This is a genomic window from Streptomyces asiaticus (assembly GCF_018138715.1).
Classification (GTDB): domain Bacteria; phylum Actinomycetota; class Actinomycetes; order Streptomycetales; family Streptomycetaceae; genus Streptomyces; species Streptomyces asiaticus.
The window spans coordinates 3433971-3456621 of the sequence record NZ_JAGSHX010000006.1 but is presented as its reverse complement, the minus strand read 5'-3'; the positions used below and the strand labels follow the sequence as shown (position 1 = coordinate 3456621).

Here is a 22651-nt window from a genome sequence, read left to right as displayed (position 1 = left end):
ACCCGACCCCGGAGGGTGCTCAGGACGCCAAGGGGGCGCGTGGACCTACGCCATTGGTATGGACATGACTATTGACCCCTGGATACTCTCACACTTGGTCTAGACCGCCGTGCACGGCTCGTCGAAGCACTCCCCACGTCTTCAGGAGCGAAGCATGCGCAAGAAGATCAGCGCCGCCGTCATCGGCATCGGACTCGCGGCGATTTCCGTCCTCGCGACCGGCGGCAGCGCCTCCAGCCACGGTTACACCGACTCGCCCATCAGCCGCCAGAAGCTCTGCGCCAACGGCACGGTGACGGGCTGCGGCGACATCCAGTACGAGCCTCAGAGCGTCGAGGGGCCGAAGGGCTTCCCCTCGGGTGGTCCGGCGGACGGCACCATCTGTGCGGGTGGCAACAGCCGGTTCTCGCAGCTCGACGACCCGCGGGGCGGCAACTGGCCCACGACCAAGCTGACCGCCGGGCGGAGCTACACCTTCAACTGGCGGTTCACGGCCTCCCACGCGACCACGGACTTCAAGTACTACATCACCAAGAATGGCTGGAACCCCAACCAGAAACTGACCCGTGCGAGCCTGGACTCCCAGCCCTTCCTGACCGTTCCGTACAACGGTCAGCGTCCGCCGTCCACGCTCTCCCACTCGGGGACCATCCCGAGCGGTAAGACCGGCAGACACGTGATCCTCGCCGTGTGGACCATCGCGGACACTTCGAACGCCTTCTATTCCTGCTCGGACGTCCAGTTCTGACGTCGCTGGTGTGGTGCCGTCCTGGGGCGGCACCACACCGTCGTCATACGGTCAGGCGTCGAACGCGCCCGACTTGGCGCTCCGGACGAAGGCGGCGAGCACCGCCGGCACGGTGGTCAGGACGGTGCCGGGGTCGTCGCTCTCCCGCAGCCGGACGCGGCCGCCGGCGGCGGCGACCTCGACGCACTGTCCCTCGCCCACGGAGTACGTGGACTTGCGCCAGTGGGGGTGGCGATGCGCGGTCATTGCAGAGGTGTTCATATGTGGGGCCCTCTTTCTCATACCAGACCAGCGATGAGGGCCTTCGTCACATCCGTGGACAGCGCGCAGTCCACGATATGGCCGAAGGCGTCGGCGAAGACGTTGACGTCGTCGACTCCTTCGACGTATGTGGGGCCGCGCAGGTTCTCCTGGGTGACAACATCCGGCATGGGCCCGGGGAAGGCCACGAGTGTGAACGCTCCCGCGTCCCCGGGGTTGGGGGCCGCGTCGATCGGTATCACCTGGAGCGTGACCGTGGGCCAGTCGGCCACGTCCAGCAGCCGCTTCAGCTGATCGGCCATGATGCCGGGCCGGCCGGTGAACCTGCGGCGCAGCGCCGCCTCGTGGATGACGGCCCACAGCCGCAGCGGGTGGCAGGAGCGGGTGAGAACGGCCTGGCGGGCCAGGCGCACCTCGGCGAGGGCGTCGACCTCGGAGGCGGTGCGGGCCACGGCGTTCGCCGCGATGGTCTCGCGGGCGTAGTCGGCCGTCTGGAGCAGACCGGGGACGACCAGTGAGGCGTAGTCGCGAACGCTCTCCGCGTCGCTCTCCAGCGAGATGTAGTCGGCGTAGGCGGGGCCCACGATGCCGCGATAGGTCTGCCACCAGCCGCGTTTTCCCGCGTCCTTGGCCAGTCCCTCCAGGGCGATACGGGTATGGGAGTCGGTGACGGCGTAGGCCCTCAGCAGGGTCTCGACCTCGGTGGTGCGGATCGTGGCGTTGGCGTTCTCGATCCGGGAGAGCTTCGGCGCCGTCCAGCGGCGGGCGTCGGACGATCCGTTCGCGGCCGCATTGAGTGCGTCGGCCGCCGCGTCCAGTGTCATCCCCGCTTCGGTGCGCAGTTTCCGTAGCGTGGAGCCCAGGCGCCTGCGCCGAACGGTGGGCACTGGCTGGTAGGACATGTCGCCAGTCTGTCGTATTGCCAACTACGCCTACCAGCCAGGCATATGCCAGTCTTGTGCGAGTGGGTCGAAACATTGCGAGTGGGACGTTCCATAGGCCAGGATCGCTAGGGGACACGGCAGCGCGTCGTGCTTTGGAGGGGCCCCGGAGCATATGGCTGAGAACATCTCGCAGCGATACGAACTGCGCCTCCGTGCCCATCCGCGGATACTCGCCGACATACGCCGCGCCGTCGGGGCGCGACTGCGGCTGTGGGGGCGTGAGGAGCTGATCAGCGCGGCGGGGATGTGCGTCACCGAGCTGCTGTCCAATGTCCACAAGCACGCGGCCTCTCCCGAATGCGTCCTCACCCTGGAGAACCTTCCGTACGGGATCCACGCGGCGGTCAGCGACACCGAGTCCGGGCTGCCGGTGGTCAAGGAGCCGGACTTCCTCTCCGAGAGCGGCCGGGGGATGTTCCTGCTGAGCAAGACCGCCCATGACTGGGGAACGGATCTCACCCCGACCGGCAAGACGGTCTGGTTCACCCTCCGCGCGGAAGCGGTGGAACGGTGACCAGCGGCGCCGGTAGCGTGGGCCCCGATCGAGGGCAGGGGGTGGGCCATGGACCCGGTGACGGCGGGCGCGCTGGTCACGGCGGTCAACGCGGCGGTGTCGGGCGCCGGCGGTGAGGCCGGGCGGCGGGCCCTGGAGTCCTTCGGCACGCTGGTCCGCAGGGTGCTGCGGCGCGCCGAGGGCGAGCCGGCCGGTGACCCGGGGTCGGGTGGTCCGGATCCGGTGGCGATTCCGTACGACGACGGCGCCCGGCTGCGCCAGTTGGCCGATCTGCTGGTAGAACGGGCCCGGCAGGACCCGGAGTTCGGCCGAGACCTGGCCGCCTGGATGCGTGAGCACGGCGAGTCGGCCGGGGAGGCGGGGGCCGTGTACAACCGCATCGGAGGCAACGCCCGTATCACCGGCCCGGTGGTCCAGGGACGGGACTTCCAGGGGCCGATCAGCTTCGGCTGACGCCGATCGAGCGTGCCGCGTTGGCAGTAACCGGACATCAGCCCCCACTCCGCGTCGCCGAACGGCGTCGATTCGCTGCGGTCCGTAGTCTCCCCGGGTCCGGAGGGTGCACTCGCCGGTAACTTGTGGACACGCGCCCCCGGCGCATCGGCGGCTCGACAGCATGACGCGCGCCGCCGCACGCCGTTTTGTCAACTCTTTACCTCACGCCCCGCGTTGACGCGGTCGCTGTGCGCGAATTAGTGTCGTCATGGATTTCGCACAATGCTGCCCGCGCATTTCGGGGCAGGGAAATTGACGAGAATCAGGCCGGTATTCGCATAACCAGGTCACTGTCACCCGGCAGGGGAAGTCATGGTTGGTCTTGTGAGGGTGTCCGAGCCTTCTCCCATGAGCACGGAGAGCACGGAGACTCCCTCGTCAGGCGCCATAGACTATGTCGAGCACGCGCTGCTGGCCGCCCGTGATCTGATCGAGTCCACGGTCACCCGGCACCGAAGGGAGCTGGCCCAGGACTCCTGGGCGGGGACGGCTCTGGGGAAGGTGCCGCTCGCCGAGGTCGTCGACACCCTGGTCGACTGCGCCGAGCGGACCGTCAGCGTGGTGCTGTCGGGGAACGAGGAGCAGACGCGGGCCGTCTGCGCCGCGCTCGCCCGCCCGGCCAGGGGAGCCCGGCGCGCCCTCGTCGTACGGCTGTTGTGCGAGGAGCGGGTGCTGGCCTCGGGGGCGGTACGGGCGCTCGCGCGCACCGATCCGCGGTGCGAGATCCGGATCTGCGACGGCGGGCTGCCGGCGTTACCCGAGGCGCTGCTCATCGACGGCGAGGTGGTCTACCTCAGGAGGGGGCCGTCGGAACCGGGGCGGGGCCCGGGGCAGGCGTCGCTCGTCGAGGATCCCGCCACGGTGCGGGCCCTGGAGATGATGTTCGCCGGGACCTGGGGGAACGCCGTGGCGCTCGCGGACTATCCACGGCTCGGCGGGCGGTTGTGCCCGGACTCCGTACGGCGGATCCTGGAGTGTCTGCGCACCGGCCACACCGATGAGGTGGCGGCGCGCCAGATGCAGGTCTCGCTGCGTACCTACCGCCGGTACGTGGCAGAGATCATGCGCGAACTGGGGGCCAACTCCCGCTTCCAGGCGGGGGTACGGGCGGTGGAAATGGGGCTGCTGCCCAGCCGTCACTGAACGGCGCTCGAGACCTTGACCACGTCACGAGGCGGAAAGTGCGGGAATGTCGACATGATGGAGCGCGGACGCGATCCTGGACCGGAGGCCGCGCTCGCGGGGGACACCCTGGAGGGGACGCTACGGGAGGTACGGGACCTCATTGAGTCCACGGTGATCCAGCATCGCGCCCGGCGGGCCCGGGACGCGCGGTTCACCGAGGTGGGGGTGGAGGACGCCGCGTTCCTCGCCGCCGCCGAGGAGGTGATCGGCCAGGCGGGGCGGAGCGTGGACGCCGTCTTCCCCGAGTGCTCGGCCCGGATGGCGCCGGTGCAGGCCGCGCTCGGCGCGCTGCTCACGGACCTCGGCGAGCCGGTCGGGGTGCGGGTGCTGCGCGGCAGATCCGCGCCCGGGGCCGGATCGACCGGGCCTGCCGCCGGATCCACCGGGCTCACCTCCGGGTCCGCCGCGGGAACGGCTGCCGCCGGATCCACCGGGCCTGCCTCCGGGTCCGCTGCCGGGGCGGCGCCGTCCGGGCCCGTGCCGCGGCCCATCCCCGGTCCCGCACCGCCCGCCGAGGCGCCCGGCGCCGCTCCGGCCGCGCGCCCCGCGCAGGTGCGGATCGCGTCGGTGCCGCTGCCCACGGCGGTGATCGCCGACGGCCGTACCGCCCTGGTGTGCACCGAGGCCGAGGAGGGGCGGCAGACCTCGGTCATCGAGGACCCGGTGGTGGTGGCCACCCTGTACGGCATGTTCCGCTCCATCTGGGGCGGTGCCGTGCCCGCCGCCCGCCCGCTGGACTTCGGCAACCGCGCCCGCACCGAAATGGTCCGCCGGGTGCTGGCCCGGCTGCGCGACGGGGTCACCGACGAGGCCGCCGCCCGCGATCTGGCGATCTCGGTGCGTACGTACCGCCGCTATGTCACCGGGATCCTGGAGCTGCTGGAGGCCAACTCCCGTTTCCAGGCCGGGGTGCGCGCCACTGAGCTCGGCATCCTTGGAAATAGTTCCACATGATTATTTCGTTTTCCCCATCGACATTGTGATCCGGAGCGTGCTGGCGATAGGTTGCCTGCGGGCGTGCCGAGATCTGGCAACAGCCGGTAATGCAAGGGGATTTAGGGATGACCGAAGGGCACGGAAGGGGCGCGACCGCCACGGCGGGCGCGGACGGCGAGTCGGCTGCGGACGAGCCGCATTCACCCCGACCGGGACATGCGCGAAAGACCGGCGACGGCGGTGGAAATGGTGAGAAGTCGCGGTCCGGGGCCGGCCGGAAAATGACCGGAGCGGCATCCGGGGCGGCTCTCGCCAACCGGCGCGGAACGCTGTTCCGGAGTGTGCTGCCGCCGCTGGTATTCGGGCTGTCGCTGCTTGTCGTCTGGGACATCGTGACCCGGACCGGCGCCGTTGCGGAGTTCTATCTTCCGGCTCCGCTGGACCTCGCGCGGCAATTCCTCGATGACGTCTTCCACGGTGATCTCGTCGACTACACCGAGGAGACGGTGTGGGAGGCGCTGGCGGGCAGCGGTATCGGCATCGGAGTGGCGCTGCCGCTCGGCTATCTGATCGCCCGCAGCGAGATCGCCGCGGCGGCCCTCCAGCCGTATGTGGCCGCCTCGCAGGCCATGCCCGCGGTGGCGCTCGCCCCCCTGCTGGCCCTGTGGATCGGGTACGGACTGCTGCCCATCGCGGTCCTCTGCGCGCTGCTGGTCTTCTTCCCCATCCTCGTCAACACCGTGCTGGGGCTGCGTTCGCTGGACCCCGATGTGATGGGGGCCGCGCGGGTGGACGGGGTGGGGTGGTGGGGGATGCTCTGGTACATCGAGCTTCCGCTCGCCCTGCCCAGCGTCCTCGCGGGGGTGCGCAACGGTCTCACGCTCTCCATCACCGGCGCGGTCGTCGGTGAATTCGTGATGGGCGGCGACGGACTGGGGCAGCTGCTGTCGGTGCAGCGCCAGGAGGCCGACACCATCGGACTGTTCTCGACGCTCGTCATGCTCGGCCTTCTCGCCGCCGTCTCGTACGGAGTGGTCCGCCTGGTCGAGCGGCTCGTTCAGCGCGACTGACAACTTTCACCCAAGAGGAGAAGTACGTGCGTTTCGTGCAGACGCCCATGAGGCGTGCCCACAGACATCGGGTCACGGGCGCGGCCGCCCTCGCCTCGGTGGTGGTACTGGCCACTTTGACCTCATGCGCCGAGGAGCCGAAGAACGCGGGGGCCAAGGGCGGCGCAAGCATCACGGTGGGGCTGACCTACACCCCCAACATCCAGTTCTCGCCGTTCTATGTGGCCGCCGAAAAGGGGTACTACAAGGACGCCGGACTCAATGTGACACTGCGCCACCACGGCGCGGCCGAAGATCTCTTCGGGGCTCTCACATCGGGCAAGGAAGATGTGATCTACGCGGGCGGCGACGAGATGCTTCAGGCGCGCGCCAAGAATGTGCCCGTCGTGGACATCGCCACCTTTTACCAGAAGTACCCGGTGGGCCTGATCGTGCCCAAGGAATCGAAGATCCGGACCCCCGCCGACCTCAAGGGCCGGAAGATCGGCACCCCCGGTGCCTTCGGCGAGACCTATTTCGGTTTGCTGGCGCTCCTGAAGGAGGGCGGCCTTTCCACCAAGGACGCCAAGGTACAGAACATCGGCTTCACCCAGCAGGCGGCCCTCACCGGAAACAAGGTCGAGGGGGTGATGGGCTATCTGAACAATGACGCCGTCTCGTTCAAGGAGGCGGGCAAGGAGGTCCGGTCGATAACCCTCAACTCGGGCTCGGCGGGGGACCAGTTGGTGGGCGTGGGCCTGGGCGCCAAGAAGAAGACGCTCGACAAGCGCGGTGATGACATCAAGAAGTTCGTCGACGCGTCCTTGCGCGGATTGCGCTATGCGATCGACCACCAGGACGAGGCCATCAAGCTCAGCGAGAAGTACGTACCGGGGCTGCGCGGCGAGAAGCAGCGGAACAACGCCCGCGCGGTGCTCAAGGCCACGGCGCCGCTGATGAAGAACGACCAGGGCGAGCTGGGCGCGATCGACCCGCAGACCTGGACCCGGATGGCCGACTTCATGTACGACCAGGGACTCCTGGAGAAGAGCGTCACGCCTGAGGATGCCTACGACACGTCGTATCTGCCCAAGTCGTAGGTGCGTTCGGCGGGTGGTCAGGTGCCGTCCGTCGTCCGGTTGTGCAGCGCGGCGGCCACCGTGAACGCGGCCGCCGCGCCCAGTGCGAGGGCCAGCCAGCTGCCCGTGGCCGAGGCGTTGGCCACGACGAACAGCCCGATCGGTGGGCCGGAGGCGGTGCCCAGGTTCCAGGCCAGCGACGCCAGGGCGCTCGCCCGGCCCACCGCCTCCTCGCCCGACCAGCGCAGCAGCAGCGGATAGAAGGCGGAGGAGTACATCAGCTCGCCCGCCGCGAAGATCACCGCGAAGGCGAGCAGAAGTCCGTACCGCACGGCCGCCGGGGCCGCCTCCCCGGCCAGCGCCGCGCCCAGACCGCAGCCGAACGCCCCGGTCCACAGCACCGGACCGGCGGCCAGGCTCACGGTCTCCGGCAGCCGTTCCAGCCGGCGGCGGAGCAGCGGCTGAAGGGCGATCAGGGCGAAGGAGTTGGCCGCCACCACCGCGCTGACCCAGCCCAGGGTGACCGCCATACGGTCGTGCATCAGCAGCGGTACGGTCGCCTCGATCTGGGTGAAGCCGACGATCGCGAAGAGCGCCTGGGCCAGGATCAGCAGGGCCATCGGGCGGGCCCGCAACAGGGTCCGATACGTCGGCCTGCCCGCGGGCTTCTCCCCTCCCTGCCCCTTCCCGATACAAGAGGCTTCGCCCCTGGATCCCGGGGTCTGGGGCGGAGCCCCAGTCTCGGGAAGGGGCGGGGAGCCAGGCCGGGTCCGGGGCCGTACGCCCAGGATCACCGCGATCAGCGGCAGCGCCGCCAGCCCGTTGGCCAGGTACAACCAGCGCAGCGCCCCCACCGGGGTGGCCGCGCCGTGCAGCGCGAGCCCGGCCGCGACCGAACCCAGTCCGATCCCGGCGTTGTTGACGATGTGCCGGATGGCGAAGGCCGAGCGGCGGCCGCTCTCGGGGACCGCGGTGTCCACGATGCCCACGATCGAGGCGTAGAAGAGCCCGAAGCCCGCCCCGACGCACACCCCCGAGGCGAGCACCAGCGCCACCGAACCGGCCGGGGCCAGCAGGGCGTAGCCGGCCGCGAGCGCCGCGCCGCCCAGCGCGCCCACCCGGTGCGGGCTGCCCCGGTCGGCCAGCGGTCCGCCGGCCAGGGCGGCGGCGAAGCTGGCAGCGGCCATCGCGATGAAGTAGCCGCCCGCCGCCCGCCCGCCGAGCCCCAGCAACTGGCTGATGTAGATCGAGGTGAACGGGAAGCACAGCCCGTTGCCCAGGCTGGAGAGCAGCAGCGCGCCCATGAGCAGGCCGAAGCGGCGCCCCAGGGGCGTACGGGGCGCCGCGGCGCGTATGGCCGTCACGAGGTGAGCGTGGCCCGCACCTTGAGCAGCTCCTCGACCCTGCGCAGGTCGTACGGGGCCGGGAGGGAGAGCACCACATGGACCGCCCCGGCCTCGGCGAACCCCTCGACCAGCGGCAGCTGGTCGGGGTTGACCATCACCGTGCGGGCCACCGCGCCCGGGTCCCGGCCGACCCGTTCGCACCACTCGTCCAGCACGCCGCTCAGCTCGCGGAAATCGGCGACCGGGTCGTCGGAGGCCCAGCCGTACCAGTTCCACCAGTCGGCCTCGCGGGCCACCAGCTCCAGGGTGCGCCGCCGCCCGGCGCCGCCGATCAGCAGCGGAAGCGGGCCCGCCGGACCGGGGTTGAGCTTGGCCAGCCGCTCCTTGACGGCGGCGACGGACGCGGCGAAGGCGTCCATCCGCCCGGCCGGTCCGGGGAAGGGCAGCCCGTACTCGGTGTGTTCGGCCTCGAACCAGCCCGCGCCAAGCCCCAGCACCAGCCGCCCGCCGCTGAGCTGGTCGACGGTGCGGGCCATGTCCGCCAGCAGATGCGGATTGCGGAACGCGGTGCAGCTCACCAGCGGCCCGATGGTGGCCCGCCGGGTCTCGACCGCCATCGCGGACAGCAGCGACCAGCACTCGTAGTGGCGCCCGGCGGGGTCGCCGGTGTGCGGCAGGAAGTGGTCCCAGGTCCACAGCGAGTCGACCCCGATGGCGTCGGCCTCCCGCCACGCGGTGCGCAGCTCGGCGATTCCGGTGTGCTGGGGGTGGAGTTGGACGCCTACGCGCAGGGTCACGGAGGGGAATCCTTTCTCTTGTCGATTCGGGTCTGGTGCCGGTTCGCCCGCGAACGGCGGGCGGGCGCCGCGGGCGGCTACGGCGTGACGACCACGCGGTAGACGGGCGTCTCCGCGGCCTGCTTGAGCGCCTTCTCGACCTCGTCCAGCGAGTAGCGCGCCGTGACCAGCGTCTCCAGCCGCCCGGACAGCCGCCCGCCGCGCAGCAGTTCGGCGGCGGCCCGCCAGTCGTCCGGCTCATGGCTGAAGGAGCCGGTGACGGTCAGCTGGCGGCGGTGCACCTCATAGCCGGGGAGTTCGGCGGGCGGGCCGCCGGGACCGCCGCCGTAGAGGACGATGGTGCCGCCGTCGGCGACCGCGGCGAGCGCCGAGGCGATGGCCTCCTTGGACGCGATGGTCACGAAGACCACGTCGGCGGGCGGCAGTTGGCCGACGTCCTCGGGGGTGACGGCCGCGTCGGCGCCCGCCGCAGCGATGGCGGCCAGCCGCTGCTCGTCCCGTTCGATCACCGCGACGCCACGGGCCTGGAGCTGCGCGGCGACGGCGAGGTGGAGATGGCCCATGTAGCCGGCGCCGATGACGGTGACCCGGTCCCCGGCGCGGAAGCCGCCGCGACGCAGCGAGTGGACCACACAGGCCAGCGGCTCGCCCATGGCGGCCACGGCGGGGTCGGCGTCGCCCACCGACCACACCCGGGAGGCGGGCAGGGCGATGTACTCGGCGAGCCCCGCGCCCATGGTGATCGCGCCGTCCTCCCGCTTGTGCCCCTGGAGCGCGACGCAGATGGCGGTCTGGCCGCGCCGGCAGCTGCGGCAGGCGCCGCAGCGCGGCAGCCCGTCGAGGGCGACGAGGGAGCCGACGGCGGGCATGTCCTCCAGCGCGGCGGCCTTGGCGCCGATCCGCTCGACCCAGCCGGATATCTCATGTCCGGCGGCAGCGGGGTAGACGGTCATCCGCCCCGCGTAGAGATTGGCCTCCATGGTGCAGATACCGCAGGCCGCGATGCGTACCAGCACCTCGGAGTCACCGATGTCGGGGACAGGTATCTCTCTGGTCTCCACCTGGCCTGCCGCCGTGATGACAGCTGTACGCATGTGAACTGCCTTCCCCGTTTACGGATGTTGTGCCGGGAGGCTATTCCGGGGCGACGGGGGTGGCAAGGAAGAACGATCACATGCTGGATCGCGCTTCGGAAGATGTCCTGCGGAAGCCCCACCAGATGATCAGGGCTCCGGCCGCGGCGGCGGCCGCGCCGACGACGGAGGCCACGTGCATGGCGTGGACGAACCCCTCGTCGGCGATGTCCGACAGCCGGGGCAGCCGCATCTTCGCGCCGAGCAGCCGGGTGGCCTCGGGCGACTCCGCGGCGCCGTCGGCGGCACCGGACGGCAGTCCGCTCAGGCGCGGGGTGACCCGGTCGCGGTAGACGCTGACCAGGACGGAGCCGAGGACCGCGACCCCGAGGACGCCGCCGATCTGCCGCAGCGAGTTGTTGACGGCGGAGCCCGCGCCGGTCCGGTCGGCGGGGAGGATCGCCATGATGGCCTCGGTGGTGGGGGCGACGGCCGCGCCCATGCCCAGCCCCTGGAGGACGAGGAAGACCCAGAACAGCGGCAGTCCGCTGTGCTCGTCGAGGAACACGTACGCGACGAAGCCGGTGGTGGCGATCAGCATGGCCGCGGTGACGACCGGGCGCACCCCGTAGGCCCGTACCAGCTTGGCCGAGAGCGGGGCGCCCAGCAGCACGCCGAGGGCGACCGGGGCGATGGAGAGACCGCACTCCAGCGGGGTCTGGCCGTGGACGCCCTGGAGATAGAAGCTGGTGTAGTACATCGAGCCGTTGAGCCCGAAGAACGTGAGCATGACGGCGACGCTGGCGCCGGTGAAGCGGATGTCGCGGAAGAGCCGTACGTCGAAGCTGGGGTTGGCGACGCGCAGTTCGACGAGGACGAAGACCGCGACCAGCAGCACACCCCCGGCCAGCGAGCCGACGATGGCCGGATCGGTCCAGTCGTTGCGGTGGCCGCCCTCGATGACGCCCCAGACGATGGCGAAGAGCCCGGCGGTGGAGAGCACCACGCCCAGCGGGTCGAACTTCTGCCGCACCCGGGTGACCACACCGGGCAGGAAGACGAACGATCCGGCCACGCACGCCACCACGATCGGCACGTTCACCAGGAAGACCGAACCCCACCAGAAGTGGTCGAGCAGCGCTCCACTGAGCATCGGCCCGGTGGCGATCGCGATTCCACTGGAACCCGACCAGATGGCGATGGCGGTGGCCCGGTGCCGCTCGTCGAAGACCTGGGCGATCAGGGCGAGGGTCGCGGGCATGATGAGGGCGCTGCCGATGCCCATCGCGCCGCGGGCCACGATGAGTTCGGTGGCCGAGCCGGAGTAGGCGGCCCAGGCGGAGGCCGCGCCGAAGAGCACCATGCCGGTGAGCAGTAAGCGGCGGTGGCCGTAGCGGTCGGCGAGCACCCCGCCGGTGAACAGCAGTACCGCGAAGACCAGGGTGTAGGAGCTGATGCTCCACTGGAGCTGATTGGGGCTGGCGCCGAGCCCCTCGGTGGGGTCGGCCAGGGTCTTGAGGGCGACGTTCAGCACGGTGTTGTCCAGCCACACCGCGAGTTGGGACAGGACGAGCACCGAAAGCGCGAGCCATTGGCGACCGGTGGGGGAGTGGGAAGGACCGGCCTGGGTGGCATCGGTGGTCGCGGTGTTCTGTGCAGCCATGGTGGCGGCGCCTTTCGGGACCCAAGGCATGGTGGGGGGTCCGCGTCGTATGGCAAGGGATGGCGTGCTGGCTCTAGAGGAAGTTACCAATCCGCCGAGCGGAGGCGCAGCCCCTTGCCGACACGGGGAGGTGTCGTGGCCGGAACGCGAGGGTATTTCCCGGCGGGAAGTGTCCCATAAGGAACGATCTTCCTTGCCGTGTGCCAGGGGGCTCGTTACTGTTCCCGGAAAGGGAACGGGGGTGTCCTTTGAGCCATTTCGGAATTCAACCAAATGGGCGAGTGCCTATTGACGGATTTGACGGGGAGGTGGGCACGGGAGGCGCGGTTCGAACGGAGCCGGACATGGGGTCGGACAACCTGGAGGAGACTCTGGGCGAGGCGTTACGCCTCCTGGAGTCCGCCGTGCACCACCACCGCCGCTCCGCGCTGGCCTCGGCGTCCGCCGAACTGCCGGTGGACGGGGAGGCCGTGGCCGGGTGGGTGGCGCGGCTGGTGCTGCGCGCCGAGCGGGATGTGATCTGGAGTCTGCCGGAGGTCACGGGCGAGGACCACGCCCGGCTCGTCGGACAGACGCTCGCCCAGCTGGCGGGCAAGGGGGTCAGGACCCGGATGCTGTGCCCGCCGGCGGTCATCCGGGGCGCGGCGTGGCAGCGCTCGGTGGGCACCGTGGCGCGCCTGGAGGTGCGCGTCTTCGCGGGGGTGCGGCAGGAGCTGGTGGTCGTGGACGGCGCGGCGGTCATCGCGCCCGACGTCTCGCCGGGCGAGCCCGGCGGCTCCCGCGCCTCGATGATCCAGAACTCGACCGTGGCCGATATGCTGCACCAACTGCTGTGCGGCATGTGGGACACGGCCCAGCGCCCGATGCGTCCGCTGTCGTTCGAGGGCGGCGCGCGCGGCCGGGTGCTGCGCGAGGTGCTGACGCTGATGGCGGAGGGCTACAAGGACGACGCCGCGGCGCGCAAGCTCGGCCTTTCGGTGCGTACCTACCGTCGCTATGTGGCCGACATCATGCGGGACCTCCAGGTCGAATCGCGGTTCCAGGCCGGAGTGCGCGCCGTGCGCGCCGGGCTGATGGAGTTCGACCCCGAGTAGGGGCGGGCCGCGCAATCGGGATGGCAGCCGGGTTGTTGGCGGTTTGAACGTTATTGGCACGCTTCTGTCCGCCGACGACCTGGCAGCTTCCTGCAGATTCCATCTTCTGACCGCGGGGTAACCGGCTGTCATGTGCAGCTTTATGACACGCCGACTAGTCGAACGCTGGTGTTCATCGGGCGCGTGACAGCTAGTGGACTCTGGGGTTGTCCCCTCCCGGACCGGCGCCTAGCGTCAGCGGAAGCTTCGTCGCTTTGCCCATGCCCGAAAATGGAGGTGCGCGGTAATGACCGCCATCGTCGAAGAGCGTCGTGAAACCATCAAGGAAATCGTCACCGATATTCTTGAGATCGACCCCGACGAGGTCACCGAGACCAGTCTCTTCAAAGAAGAGCATGACGCGGATTCACTGCGTGCCATTGAAATACTCGCGGCATTGGAGAAGACCTTCAACATTGTCATAGACCAGTCCGAACTCAGCCGGATGGTAAACCTCCGGGGCGTCTATGAGGTTGTCTCCGACGCGGCGGGCTGGTGACCGCCGGATCCTGGCGGACTCCTCGGAAGGCAGGGCGAAATGCGTGGTGAGCCGGGTCGTAGGGTCGTTGTCACCGGTCTCGGGGCGGTGTCCGGCATCGGCATCGGCGCGGCGGAATTCCTCGCCGGACTGCGCGCCGGGAAGAGCGCGGCGGGGCCCATCACCGCGTTCGACACGGAGGGCTTCGACCGCTCTACGGCGTGTGAGGTCAAGGATTTCGAGCCGGACCGGTGGATTCGAAATCTCGATGTGCGGACGCTGGGCCGGGCCAGCCGGTTCTCGGTCGCGGCGGCCCGTATGGCGGTGGCCGACGCCGGATTCCCCGAGCCGGAGAGCGCGCTGCGCGACATACCCTGTCTGATCTCCGTCGGCACGACCGACGGCGAGTCCAGGGACCTGGACCATCTGGTCGAGGAGGAAGTGGACCTGGGGCCCGAGCGGATGGATCCCACGGTCGCCCGGCGGGTGCCCGCCGGACGGCTGTCGAGCGCGATCGCCCAGGAGTTCGGCCTCACCCGTGCCGAGGCGGTCACCCTCCCCACCGCGTGCGCCGCCGGGAACTACGCGGTCGGCTACGGCTACGACGCCATCCGCGGCGGGGACGTGGACGTGGCGCTGTGCGGCGGGGCCGACGCCCTGTGCCGCAAGACCTTCACCGGCTTCTACCGCCTGGGCACCATCGCCCCGGAGCGCTGTCAGCCCTTCGACAAGGACCGCAAGGGCATCCTGACCGGCGAGGGCGCGGGCATCCTGGTGCTCGAGAGCCTGGAGTCGGCGCTGGCCCGCGGCGCCCGTATCTACGCCGAGGTGCTCGGTTACGGCCTCAACTGCGACGCGGACCACCCCGTGGCCCCCAACCAGGACAGCGTGGTCCGCTGTATGCGGCTCGCCCTGGAGAACGCCCGCGTCAAGCCGGACGAGGTCGACTTCATCTCCGCGCACGGCACCGGCACCAAGGCCAACGACACCACCGAGGCCCGCGCCATCCGCCAGGTCTTCGGGGACACCGCCCCGCCGCGCACGGTCTCCATCAAGTCGATGATCGGCCACTCCATGGGCGCCGCCGGGGCCCTGGCCTCGATCGCCTGCTCCCTCGCGCTCACCGAGGGCTTCATCCCGCCGACCATCAACCATGAGCACACCGACCCCGAGTGCGGTCTGGACTGTGTGCCCAACCAGGCCGTGACGGCGGACCTGAAGGTGGTCCAGAACAACGGGCTGGCCTTCGGCGGCAACAACGCCGTCGTCATCTTCGGCAAGGCCCGAGCGGACTGGTCATGAGTCAGCTGGTGACGGGCGCGGGCGCGGTGGCGAGCGTGGGCGAGGGCGTCGACGAGGTCTTCCGGGCCCTGTGCGCGGGCACCAGCGGACTCGGTGAACTGCGCGGCTTCGACCGGGAGCGGTACCGCACCCGCCACGCCTACGAGATCGACGACCGCCCCGCGCCCGGCACCGACCTCCCCGGCCGCGCCACCGACTGGCTGCTGCGCGCGGTCGGCGAGGCCGCGGCCCAGGCGGGGCTCGGCGAGGACCTGAGCGAGGTGCCCGTCCTCATCGGCACCGGACTGCGGGAGCTGCGCTCGGCCGAGCTCGCCTGGCGCGACGGCACCCCCTTCGACATCGGCCGGCTGCACTTCGGCACCGCGCTGCGGACACGTTTCGGCGCGGTCCGCACCCACACCTTCTCGGGGGCCTGCTCGGCCTCCCTCTACGCGCTCGCACTCGCCGCCGACCTGCTGGCCTCGGGGGCCGAGGACACCGTCGTGGTGGCCGGGGTCGACACCCTCACCGAGTCGATGTACGGGCTGCTGGACCGCGTCAGCAGCGAACCCCCCGACCGCGTCCGGCCGTTCGACCGGGACCGCCGCGGGGTGCTGATGGGCGACGGCGCCGCCGCCGTGGTGCTGCGCCGGGAGGAGCCCGGCGCGGAGACCCGCGCGCTCGGCCGGGTGCGCGCCGTCAGCATGAACTGCGACGCGAACCATGTGACCGCCCCCGACCCCCAGGGCATCGCGCGGGCGGTGCACGAGGCGCAGTGGCGGGCGGGCGTCAAACCGGGCGACATCGACCTGGTGCTGCTGCACGGGACCGGCACCCAGCTGAACGACGCAGCCGAGGCGACCGCCATCGCCGAGGTCTTCGGCCGCGAGGTCAGCGGGCCCCTGATGACCGCCATAAAGTGCATGACCGGCCACACCTCGGGCGGCTCCGGGCTGCTCAGCCTGATCGTCGCGCTGGAGTCCATGGCTTCGGGCCGGGTGCCGCCCACCCTGGGCCTGGTCGAACCGCTGCCCGAGGCCGAGGCGTTCCGCTTCGTCCGGGAGGAGGCGCGGGAGGGCGGGGATCTGCGGGTCGCGCAGATCGACGCGTTCGGCTTCGGCGGGGTCAACGCGGTCGCCATCGTCGAGAGGGCCGGCCGATGACGCATGGCCCCGGCGAAGTCGTCGTCACCGGTGTGGGCCTGGCCGTCCCCGGCGCCGACACCCCCGAGGCGCTGCTGCGCCGCACCGCCTGCCCCGTCACCGGGCCCGCCCCCGAACCGTTCGACACCGCCGCCCGGATCGGTCGCCGGGGCCACCGCTACAAGGACCGGGCCACCCGGCTGGCGCTGTGCGCCGCGCTGGAGGCGCTGCGGAACGCCGCTCTGATCCCCTCCGACGGCGAGGAGGTGACCGTGCCCGGCGACAGCGTGGGCGTGGTCGCCAGCTCCAACCTGGGCAACCTCGACACCGCCTGCCTCACCGCCGCCGCCATCGCGGAGCGGTCGGCCGTGGACCTCAGCCCCATGAGCCTGCCGAACGCCTCCAGCAATGTGATCGCCTCCTGGGTGGCCATCCGCCACGGGCTGCGCGGCCCCAATCTGATGCTGTGCAACGGGGCGACCTCCGGCCTGGACGCCGTGCACTGGGGCGCCACGCTGGTCGCCGCGGGCCGGGTCCGGCGCGCGGTGGTGATCGGCGTGGAGACGCACAACGCCGTGGTGGAGGATCTGCTCGGCCGGTCCGCGGGGGAGCTGCTGGACGGCGCCGCCGCCGTCGTCGTCGAGGGCGCGCGCTGGGCCGAGGCCCGGGGGGCGCGGGCCGTCGCCGCACTCGGGCCGTACGAACGGCGGGCCGGGCTCAGCGGCTGCGTGGAGGCCCTGCTGCCCGACGGTGCCGCCCCCGGCGTCTGGTTCACCCCCGAGCGTTACGCCGAGGGGCCCGCCGGGGCCGTACCCGTGCCGGGGGCTGTACCTGTGCCGGAGGCCGTGCCGGTGCCGGTGGGTGTGCCGCGCTACGACGTCACCGGCGCGGTGGGCCGGGCCTCCGGGGCCCTCGGGGTGCTCCAGTGCGCGGCGGCCGTCGGCTGGCTGGCCCGCGCCGGGGCCGGGGCCAGTGCGGAGGCGGGAGCCGGGAGTGTCATCGAGGCCGCCGGTCCCGGGGCCGTGCCGGACCCGGTGCACGCGTCCCGTCAGGCGCTGATCACCAGCGGGGACGACACCGCGGACGCCGTGGCCGGACTGCTGCTGCGCCCCACGCCCGACCGGTGCGATTCGCACCCCGCACGTGCCCCCCTTATCTCCATGGAGTGTTCCCGATGACCGCCGTCGCCCCGACGATGTCGACCAAAGCCCTGCTGACGGATGTCACCACCGTCCGGCTGCGCCCGCGCTACGAGGGGTCGAACATCTGCACCTGGATCGGCTTCAAACACGTCAACTACCTCGTCGAGGAAGCCGTGCTGGTGCACTTCGCGGACTCGGGGGCGCCCGCCCGGCGGCTGTACGAGGACCACGGTCTCGGGCTGGACATCGTCGCCCTGGAGACCCGCATCCTGCACGCCTTCCACATGGACGACGTGGCCGAGGCCGAGGTGGTGCCGGACACCGAGGACGACGACCGCACCCTCGGCTTCCGGGTGACCCTCCGGGTGGAGCGCGACGGCTCGCTCCTCAAGGCCGTGGCCGCCAAGGTGCGGGTCTCGCTGCGCGCCGACACCTATCTGCCGGAGCTGGGTGAACCCCCGGCCGAGTTCGCGCCCTTCGTGGTGGACCGGCTGGGGGCCGAGGCGCGCCCGGGCGAGCTGGCGCCGATCCGGGTGCGGATGCCCGAGGGGGACGAGGCCGCCGTCCTGGCGTCGCTGACCGCGGGTCGCAACGCCTACGCCTGGAAGTGGACCATCCCGTACCCCTACTGCCACTTCACCGAGCGGCTCCAGATGTCCGGCTATCTGCGGCTGTTGGAGGAGGCCAAGGACCGCTTCGTCCTCGACCGCGGCATCTCCATCAAGACCCTGCTGGACGACCGCAAATGGATACCGGTCGTCCCGCAGTCCTCGGTGCGCGTCCTCGACGAGGCGGTGATGGAGGAGGACCTCTACACCGTCTACACGGTCGAGGAGATCTTCAAGGACCTCACCTACACCGCCCGGATGGACTGCTTCGTGGTCCGCGACGGCGCGCTCACTCTCACCGCCACCGGCCGGATCACCCACGGCTACGCGGTGATCGACAACCGCAGCGACTGGCGGCTGGTCTCCTTCGACCGGCGGGTGCTGGACGCGCTCGGCGGAGAGCAGAGCGGCACCTGATGGACGACGTACTGGTCACCGGCCTCGGCGCGCTGTCCCCGCTGGGCGCGGGCACGGACGCCTTCTGGCGCGGGATGCACAAGGCGGACACCGCGCCGTCGCGGGTCCCCGATCCGCTCGCCCACATGGACCATCCGCTGATGTACCTGGTGCCGGAGGCCGATATCCCGGACGGCCCCGAGGAGCAGGACGGGCTGCCGCTGGGGCGCGGCTCGCGGTTCGCGCTCGCGGCGGCGCGCGAGGCGGTCGCCGACGCGGGGCTGGCCGCGCCGCCGGGGCCGGGCGAGCGGCCGGAGGCCAAGGGACTCGATCCGCGCCGGGTGGCCGTCGCCCTCAGCACCGGTATGGGCGACACGGATCTGCACGAGGGCTGGTGGACCGGCGAGGCCCCCGCGTCCGGCCGCTGGGCGCCCCCCTTCCCGCTGGCCTCGGTGGTCGGCGGGTGGTTCGGCGCCCAGGGCGTCAACACCTGCGTCAGCAACGCGTGCGCCGCCAGCGGCTACGCGCTCTCGGTGGGCGCCGATCTGATCCGCGCGGGCGAGGCCGACGTGGTCATCGCGGGCGGCGCCGAGGCGTACTCCCGGGTCGCCCTCGCCTGCTTCAACCGGCTGGGCGCCATCGACCCCGAGCGCTGCCGCCCGTTCGCCGCCGAACGGCGGGGCACCGTCTTCGGCGAGGGTGCCGCCGTGCTCGTCCTGGAGTCCGCCACGCACGCCCGCGCGCGCGGCGCGCGCACCGTCTACGGCCGTCTGGCGGGCGCCGGCTGGAGCTGCGACGCCTACCACGCGACCGCGCCCGAGCCCTCCGGTGAGCAGATCGAGCGCGCGATGCGCGAGGCGCTCCGGGAGGCGGGGGCCGGGACCGTGACCGGGGCGGAGCCCGGGGCCGGATCCGGCTCCGGTTCCGGTTCCGGTTCCGGTTCCGGCGGGCTGGGGTTCGTGATCCCGCACGGCACCGGCACCGAGCTCAACGACGTGGTGGAGAGCCGGGTGCTGGACGCGCTGACCCCCCGTACGCCCCTCTACAGCGTCAAGGCGCTCATCGGGCACACCGGCGGCGCGGCGGGCGCCTTCGCCGCGCTGGCCGCCAGCCTGGTGCTGCACCACAGGACGCTGCCGCCGAACGTGCCGGTCGGCGAGCGGGACCCGGAGTGCGCGGTGTCGCTGCCGTCCGGCTCCGCGCCCATGACCGGGGCGTACGGGCTGGTCAACGCCTACGCCTTCGGGGGCAACAACATCTCGCTCGTCTTCGGGGAGGCCGCGGCGTGAGCGACGCATGTGCGGCCGCCGGGCCGCGGATGGCGACGGAAGCCGCGCCTCTGCGCCGCGTGGGCGGAGAAGCGATCGAGGAGGCAGGGCGCGATGAACCGGCCGTCGGCCTGGTGGTGACGGGCATCGGCCACGTGGGCGCGGACGGCTTCGACTTCCGTACGGCGCTCGGCCGGCACGGCTACAAGTACCTGCCCGCCGCCTCCCAGTACTTCCTCGCCGCGGCCAAGCGCGCGCTGGCCCAGGCGGGCCCGGACGCCCTGGCGGCGGTCGGGCCCGAGGAGCGGGGCGCCGCGGTGGGCACCAACAGCGCGGCGCTCGCCCTGCACCACACGATGGACCGTACGGTCACGGCCACCGGGGCGGGCGATCTGTCGCCGGTCACCGCGCCCTACTTCTCCATCAACCTCTTCGGCAGCCGACTGGCCACCGAACACGACCTCAAGGGCTTCAACCTCACCTTCACCAGCCCCCGGGTCGCGGGCCTCGAGGCGCTCCAGACCGGCCAGCGCGCCCTCGCCACCGGCCGGGCCCGGCGGCTGCTGGCCGGGGCCACCGAGGAGGCGCTGCCCGAGGGCGAGCCGGGTGCGGACACCTCGGAGGCCGGGGCCGTCGCGCTGGTGCTGGAGCCCGAACCGGCCGCCCGCGGCCGGGGGGCGGCGGCGCTGGGCCGGGTGGGCGTCCGCTCGTTCTTCCTGCCGCCGAAGGTGGCCGCCTCCGCCGAGGGGGCCGAGCGGGCGGCGGCGCTGCTGCGGGACGCGCTGGACGCCCTCGGCCACCGGCCGGACCGGCCCCTGGCCGTCACCGCCGTCCTCGACGGCTCCCCGGTCGGCGCGGCCATGGCGGCGGCGCTGGACGAGAAGGCGCTGGGCGGGCGGGCCCTGGGCGGACGGGCCCTGGTGGGGAAGCCCGAGCGGGTCCCGGCGGGCGCTGGCGCCCTGGAACCGGTGGCACGCGTGGCCGCCGCCCTCGGCGCACCGGACGGCCACCCCCACGCCGTGATCACCGCGGCGGCGGAGGGGAACGCCGCCGTCTGCCTGGTGACCCCGGGCGCCCAGCTGGACGCACGCTCCGGGACCGACGCGCCCGCCATACCGGACGCGCCCGCCGGAGCCGAAGCGCCCGCCGGAACCGAGCAGCCCATGAGCGGACGACGGAGGGCGAGCGACCGATGATCACCCGACTCGAAGGTTCCTGGTGCCTGGTCCTGGGCGCCTCCAGCGGTATGGGCCTGGCCATCGCCCATGAACTGGCCCGCGAGGGCGTCCACATCCTCGGCGTCCACTTCGACACCACCGACGGCCAGGAGAAGGCCGCCGTCGCCCGGGAGGAGATGCGCGGCCACGGCGTCGAGGCCCACTTCTTCAACGCCAACGCCGCCTCCGCCCGCACCCGCGAGGAGCTGCTGCCCCGGTTCGAGGAGCTGACCGGCGGCACGGGCATCCGGATCGTGGTGCACTCGCTCGCCTTCGGCACCCTGCTGCCGTACGTCGGCGCCGAGGGCGAGGACAGCCTGACCGCCCGCCAGATGAACATGACGCTCGATGTGATGGCGCACTCGCTCGTCTACTGGACCCAGGACCTGTTCACCGCCGGGCTGCTGCGCCAGGGCGCCAAGGTGTACGCGATGACCAGCGCCGGGAGCGCCAGGGTGATGCCCCACTACGGCGCCGTCTCCGCCGCCAAGGCCGCCCTGGAGTCCCATGTGCGCCAGCTCGCCCTGGAGCTCGCCCCCTCCGGCATCGCCGTCAACGCGCTGCGCGCCGGGGTCACCCCGACCCCGTCCATGGAGCGCATCCCCGGCAGCGACCGGCTCGCCGCGTACGCCCGGGACCTCAATCCGCACCGGCGGCTGACCCGGCCCGAGGACGTCGCCGAGGCGGTCTCGCTGCTCTCGCGCACCGACTCCTCCTGGATCACCGGCAATGTGATCGGCGTGGACGGCGGTGAGCTGCTGACATGACGGCCCATCTGCTGATCGAGAGCGGCGGGCCGCAGACCGGACCCGCCTGTGAGCGGTTCCTCGGCGATGCCGCGCGGCTGGCCAGGGACGGCCACCAGGTGGTGCTGTTCCTCGTGGAGAACGGAGTGGCCGCCGCCGTCCCCGGCACCGCCCCGGGCATCGAGACGTTCCTGAGCGACGGCGGCGAGCTGTGGGTGGACACCTTCTCCGCCGCCCAGCGCGCCCTGCCCGCCGCCGATCTGACGCCCCGGGCGCGGCTGGTGGAGATGGACGACGTGGCCGCCAAGCTGCTGGAGCCGCGGATCAGGGCGGTGTGGCACTGATGCCCAGGCCCGTCCCCCGTACCGATGTGCTGCTCAACCTCTTCGGCGCGCCCCACCAGACCGACCTGGTCACCTCGGCGCTGCGGCTGGCGGCCGCGCTGCTCGCCCGGGGCGCCCGGGTGCAGATCTGGACCTGCGGCGACGCCACCCGGCTGACCGGCGCCGCCCTCGGCGACACCAAACCGCGCGACTACACCGACCTGGGGCGCGAGCACCCCTCCACCGCCCGGGTCGTCCGCGAGCTGATCGAGGACCACCCCGACCGGCTCTACTGGTACGTGTGCCGCTTCTGCGCCGAGGAGCGCGGCGCCGCCGAGCAGATCCCGCAGGTCCGCAAGCGGGCGCCGTTCGTCTTCGCCGAGCATGTGAACGCGGCGGACAAGAGCCTGCTCATGGGGGTGTGCTGAGCCATGGGCGACCAGGCGCGCTGGCTGCTGATCGTGGAGAAGGCGTACCGGGGCTCGATCGAGACCCAGTACGCCGACGTGCTGTACTGCGTGCCCGATCTGCACCGGCAGAGCGGCGGCTGCGATCTGGCGCTGCGCGGCCCCGCCGCCGGCTACGCCCTCGACACCGGCTCCCGGCCCGCGCTGCGGCTCGGCGACCGCACCCTGGACACCCTGCCCCATCCGCCCACCTCCGTGGCGAGGCTGCTGGCCGCCGGGGTGACCGTGCTGGTCGAGGAGGACGGTCTGGCCGCGCTCGGCCGCACCGCGGCGGAGCGGCTGCTGCCCGGCGTACGCGTCATCGGGGGCGACGACCTCGCGGCCCGCTGGCCCTCCTACGAACAGGTGTGGTTCCTGTGA

Annotated in this window: 25 protein-coding genes; 19 read left to right on the top strand and 6 right to left on the bottom strand. The window is 71.8% G+C overall.

Annotated elements, in window-relative coordinates; translation table 11 throughout:
* Nucleotides 1-154 precede the first annotated feature (154 nt).
* Nucleotides 155-748: a lytic polysaccharide monooxygenase auxiliary activity family 9 protein gene (locus KHP12_RS21920; RefSeq protein WP_086883407.1), complete on the top strand. Its 594-nt coding sequence runs from the start codon at nt 155-157 to the stop codon at nt 746-748.
* Between the two features lie 51 nt (nt 749-799).
* Here KHP12_RS21920 and KHP12_RS21915 read toward each other — a convergent pair whose 3' ends face one another.
* Both KHP12_RS21915 and KHP12_RS21910 read right to left on the bottom strand, forming a co-directional pair.
* Nucleotides 800-1009 carry a DUF397 domain-containing protein gene (locus KHP12_RS21915; RefSeq protein WP_051573419.1) on the bottom strand — a complete coding sequence of 70 codons (210 nt, stop codon included), beginning with the start codon at nt 1007-1009 and terminating at the stop codon, nt 800-802.
* Between the two features lie 17 nt (nt 1010-1026).
* The gene (locus KHP12_RS21910; RefSeq protein ID WP_211833524.1) at nt 1027-1911 is read right to left on the bottom strand and encodes a DUF5753 domain-containing protein; all 885 of its coding nucleotides are present in this window, start codon (nt 1909-1911) and stop codon (nt 1027-1029) included.
* Nucleotides 1912-2065: 154 nt separating this feature from the next.
* Here KHP12_RS21910 and KHP12_RS21905 point away from each other — a divergent pair, with 154 nt between their 5' ends.
* From KHP12_RS21905 to KHP12_RS21880, 6 genes are all read left to right on the top strand, one after another.
* Complete coding sequence (locus KHP12_RS21905) at nt 2066-2467, top strand: ATP-binding protein (RefSeq protein ID WP_037956240.1); 402 nt, start codon at nt 2066-2068, stop codon at nt 2465-2467.
* Between the two features lie 48 nt (nt 2468-2515).
* Nucleotides 2516-2920 (top strand): hypothetical protein, encoded by a 405-nt coding sequence (locus KHP12_RS21900; protein ID WP_211833522.1) that lies wholly within the window; start codon nt 2516-2518, stop codon nt 2918-2920.
* Between the two features lie 390 nt (nt 2921-3310).
* Complete coding sequence (locus tag KHP12_RS21895) at nt 3311-4105, top strand: response regulator transcription factor (protein ID WP_244203024.1); 795 nt, start codon at nt 3311-3313, stop codon at nt 4103-4105.
* Nucleotides 4106-4159: 54 nt separating this feature from the next.
* A complete protein-coding gene (locus KHP12_RS21890; RefSeq protein WP_086883403.1) occupies nt 4160-5101 on the top strand; it encodes a helix-turn-helix transcriptional regulator in 942 nt (313 codons plus the stop codon).
* A 488-nt stretch (nt 5102-5589) separates the two neighbouring features.
* Nucleotides 5590-6153 (top strand): ABC transporter permease, encoded by a 564-nt coding sequence (locus KHP12_RS51220; protein ID WP_240813168.1) that lies wholly within the window; start codon nt 5590-5592, stop codon nt 6151-6153.
* 26 nt (nt 6154-6179) lie between these two features.
* Nucleotides 6180-7232 (top strand): ABC transporter substrate-binding protein, encoded by a 1053-nt coding sequence (locus tag KHP12_RS21880; RefSeq protein ID WP_086883401.1) that lies wholly within the window; start codon nt 6180-6182, stop codon nt 7230-7232.
* Nucleotides 7233-7249: 17 nt separating this feature from the next.
* Here KHP12_RS21880 and KHP12_RS21875 read toward each other — a convergent pair whose 3' ends face one another.
* From KHP12_RS21875 to KHP12_RS21860, 4 genes are all read right to left on the bottom strand, one after another.
* Nucleotides 7250-8575, bottom strand: a complete 1326-nt coding sequence (locus KHP12_RS21875; protein ID WP_244203023.1) for an MFS transporter — start codon at nt 8573-8575, stop codon at nt 7250-7252.
* Nucleotides 8572-9354, bottom strand: a complete 783-nt coding sequence (locus KHP12_RS21870) for an LLM class F420-dependent oxidoreductase (protein ID WP_086883400.1) — start codon at nt 9352-9354, stop codon at nt 8572-8574. Before KHP12_RS21870 ends, KHP12_RS21875 begins: the two co-directional genes overlap by 4 nt.
* 77 nt (nt 9355-9431) lie before the next feature.
* A complete protein-coding gene (locus KHP12_RS21865) occupies nt 9432-10448 on the bottom strand; it encodes a zinc-dependent alcohol dehydrogenase (RefSeq protein ID WP_086883399.1) in 1017 nt (338 codons plus the stop codon).
* A gap of 76 nt (nt 10449-10524) precedes the next feature.
* Complete coding sequence (locus KHP12_RS21860; protein ID WP_086883398.1) at nt 10525-12090, bottom strand: MFS transporter; 1566 nt, start codon at nt 12088-12090, stop codon at nt 10525-10527.
* Between the two features lie 344 nt (nt 12091-12434).
* On the opposite strand from KHP12_RS21860, the gene KHP12_RS21855 reads away from it, so the two are divergent.
* From KHP12_RS21855 to KHP12_RS21800, 12 genes are all read left to right on the top strand, one after another.
* Nucleotides 12435-13184 carry a helix-turn-helix transcriptional regulator gene (locus KHP12_RS21855; RefSeq protein WP_211833519.1) on the top strand — a complete coding sequence of 250 codons (750 nt, stop codon included), beginning with the start codon at nt 12435-12437 and terminating at the stop codon, nt 13182-13184.
* Between the two features lie 286 nt (nt 13185-13470).
* Entirely contained in the window at nt 13471-13722 is a 252-nt protein-coding gene (locus KHP12_RS21850; protein ID WP_020871025.1) for an acyl carrier protein, read from the top strand.
* 39 nt (nt 13723-13761) lie between these two features.
* Nucleotides 13762-15003, top strand: a complete 1242-nt coding sequence (locus tag KHP12_RS21845; RefSeq protein WP_086883395.1) for a beta-ketoacyl-[acyl-carrier-protein] synthase family protein — start codon at nt 13762-13764, stop codon at nt 15001-15003.
* Nucleotides 15000-16145, top strand: a complete 1146-nt coding sequence (locus KHP12_RS21840; RefSeq protein ID WP_086883394.1) for a beta-ketoacyl synthase N-terminal-like domain-containing protein — start codon at nt 15000-15002, stop codon at nt 16143-16145. Before KHP12_RS21845 ends, KHP12_RS21840 begins: the two co-directional genes overlap by 4 nt.
* Complete coding sequence (locus KHP12_RS21835; protein ID WP_086883393.1) at nt 16142-17302, top strand: beta-ketoacyl synthase N-terminal-like domain-containing protein; 1161 nt, start codon at nt 16142-16144, stop codon at nt 17300-17302. Before KHP12_RS21840 ends, KHP12_RS21835 begins: the two co-directional genes overlap by 4 nt.
* Nucleotides 17299-18291, top strand: coding sequence for a hypothetical protein (locus KHP12_RS21830; RefSeq protein ID WP_086883392.1), 993 nt, complete (start codon nt 17299-17301; stop codon nt 18289-18291). The genes KHP12_RS21835 and KHP12_RS21830 overlap by 4 nt, the downstream gene beginning before the upstream one ends.
* Nucleotides 18291-19559: a beta-ketoacyl synthase N-terminal-like domain-containing protein gene (locus KHP12_RS21825; protein ID WP_086883391.1), complete on the top strand. Its 1269-nt coding sequence runs from the start codon at nt 18291-18293 to the stop codon at nt 19557-19559. The genes KHP12_RS21830 and KHP12_RS21825 overlap by 1 nt, the downstream gene beginning before the upstream one ends.
* Complete coding sequence (locus tag KHP12_RS21820) at nt 19556-20734, top strand: beta-ketoacyl synthase N-terminal-like domain-containing protein (protein ID WP_086883390.1); 1179 nt, start codon at nt 19556-19558, stop codon at nt 20732-20734. The genes KHP12_RS21825 and KHP12_RS21820 overlap by 4 nt, the downstream gene beginning before the upstream one ends.
* Nucleotides 20731-21522, top strand: coding sequence for an SDR family oxidoreductase (locus tag KHP12_RS21815; RefSeq protein ID WP_086883389.1), 792 nt, complete (start codon nt 20731-20733; stop codon nt 21520-21522). Before KHP12_RS21820 ends, KHP12_RS21815 begins: the two co-directional genes overlap by 4 nt.
* On the top strand, nt 21519-21845 hold the full coding sequence (locus tag KHP12_RS21810; protein WP_086883388.1) for a hypothetical protein: 327 nt from the start codon (nt 21519-21521) through the stop codon (nt 21843-21845). The genes KHP12_RS21815 and KHP12_RS21810 overlap by 4 nt, the downstream gene beginning before the upstream one ends.
* Nucleotides 21845-22252: a DsrE family protein gene (locus KHP12_RS21805; RefSeq protein WP_086883415.1), complete on the top strand. Its 408-nt coding sequence runs from the start codon at nt 21845-21847 to the stop codon at nt 22250-22252. Before KHP12_RS21810 ends, KHP12_RS21805 begins: the two co-directional genes overlap by 1 nt.
* A gap of 3 nt (nt 22253-22255) precedes the next feature.
* A complete protein-coding gene (locus tag KHP12_RS21800) occupies nt 22256-22651 on the top strand; it encodes a hypothetical protein (RefSeq protein WP_037956202.1) in 396 nt (131 codons plus the stop codon).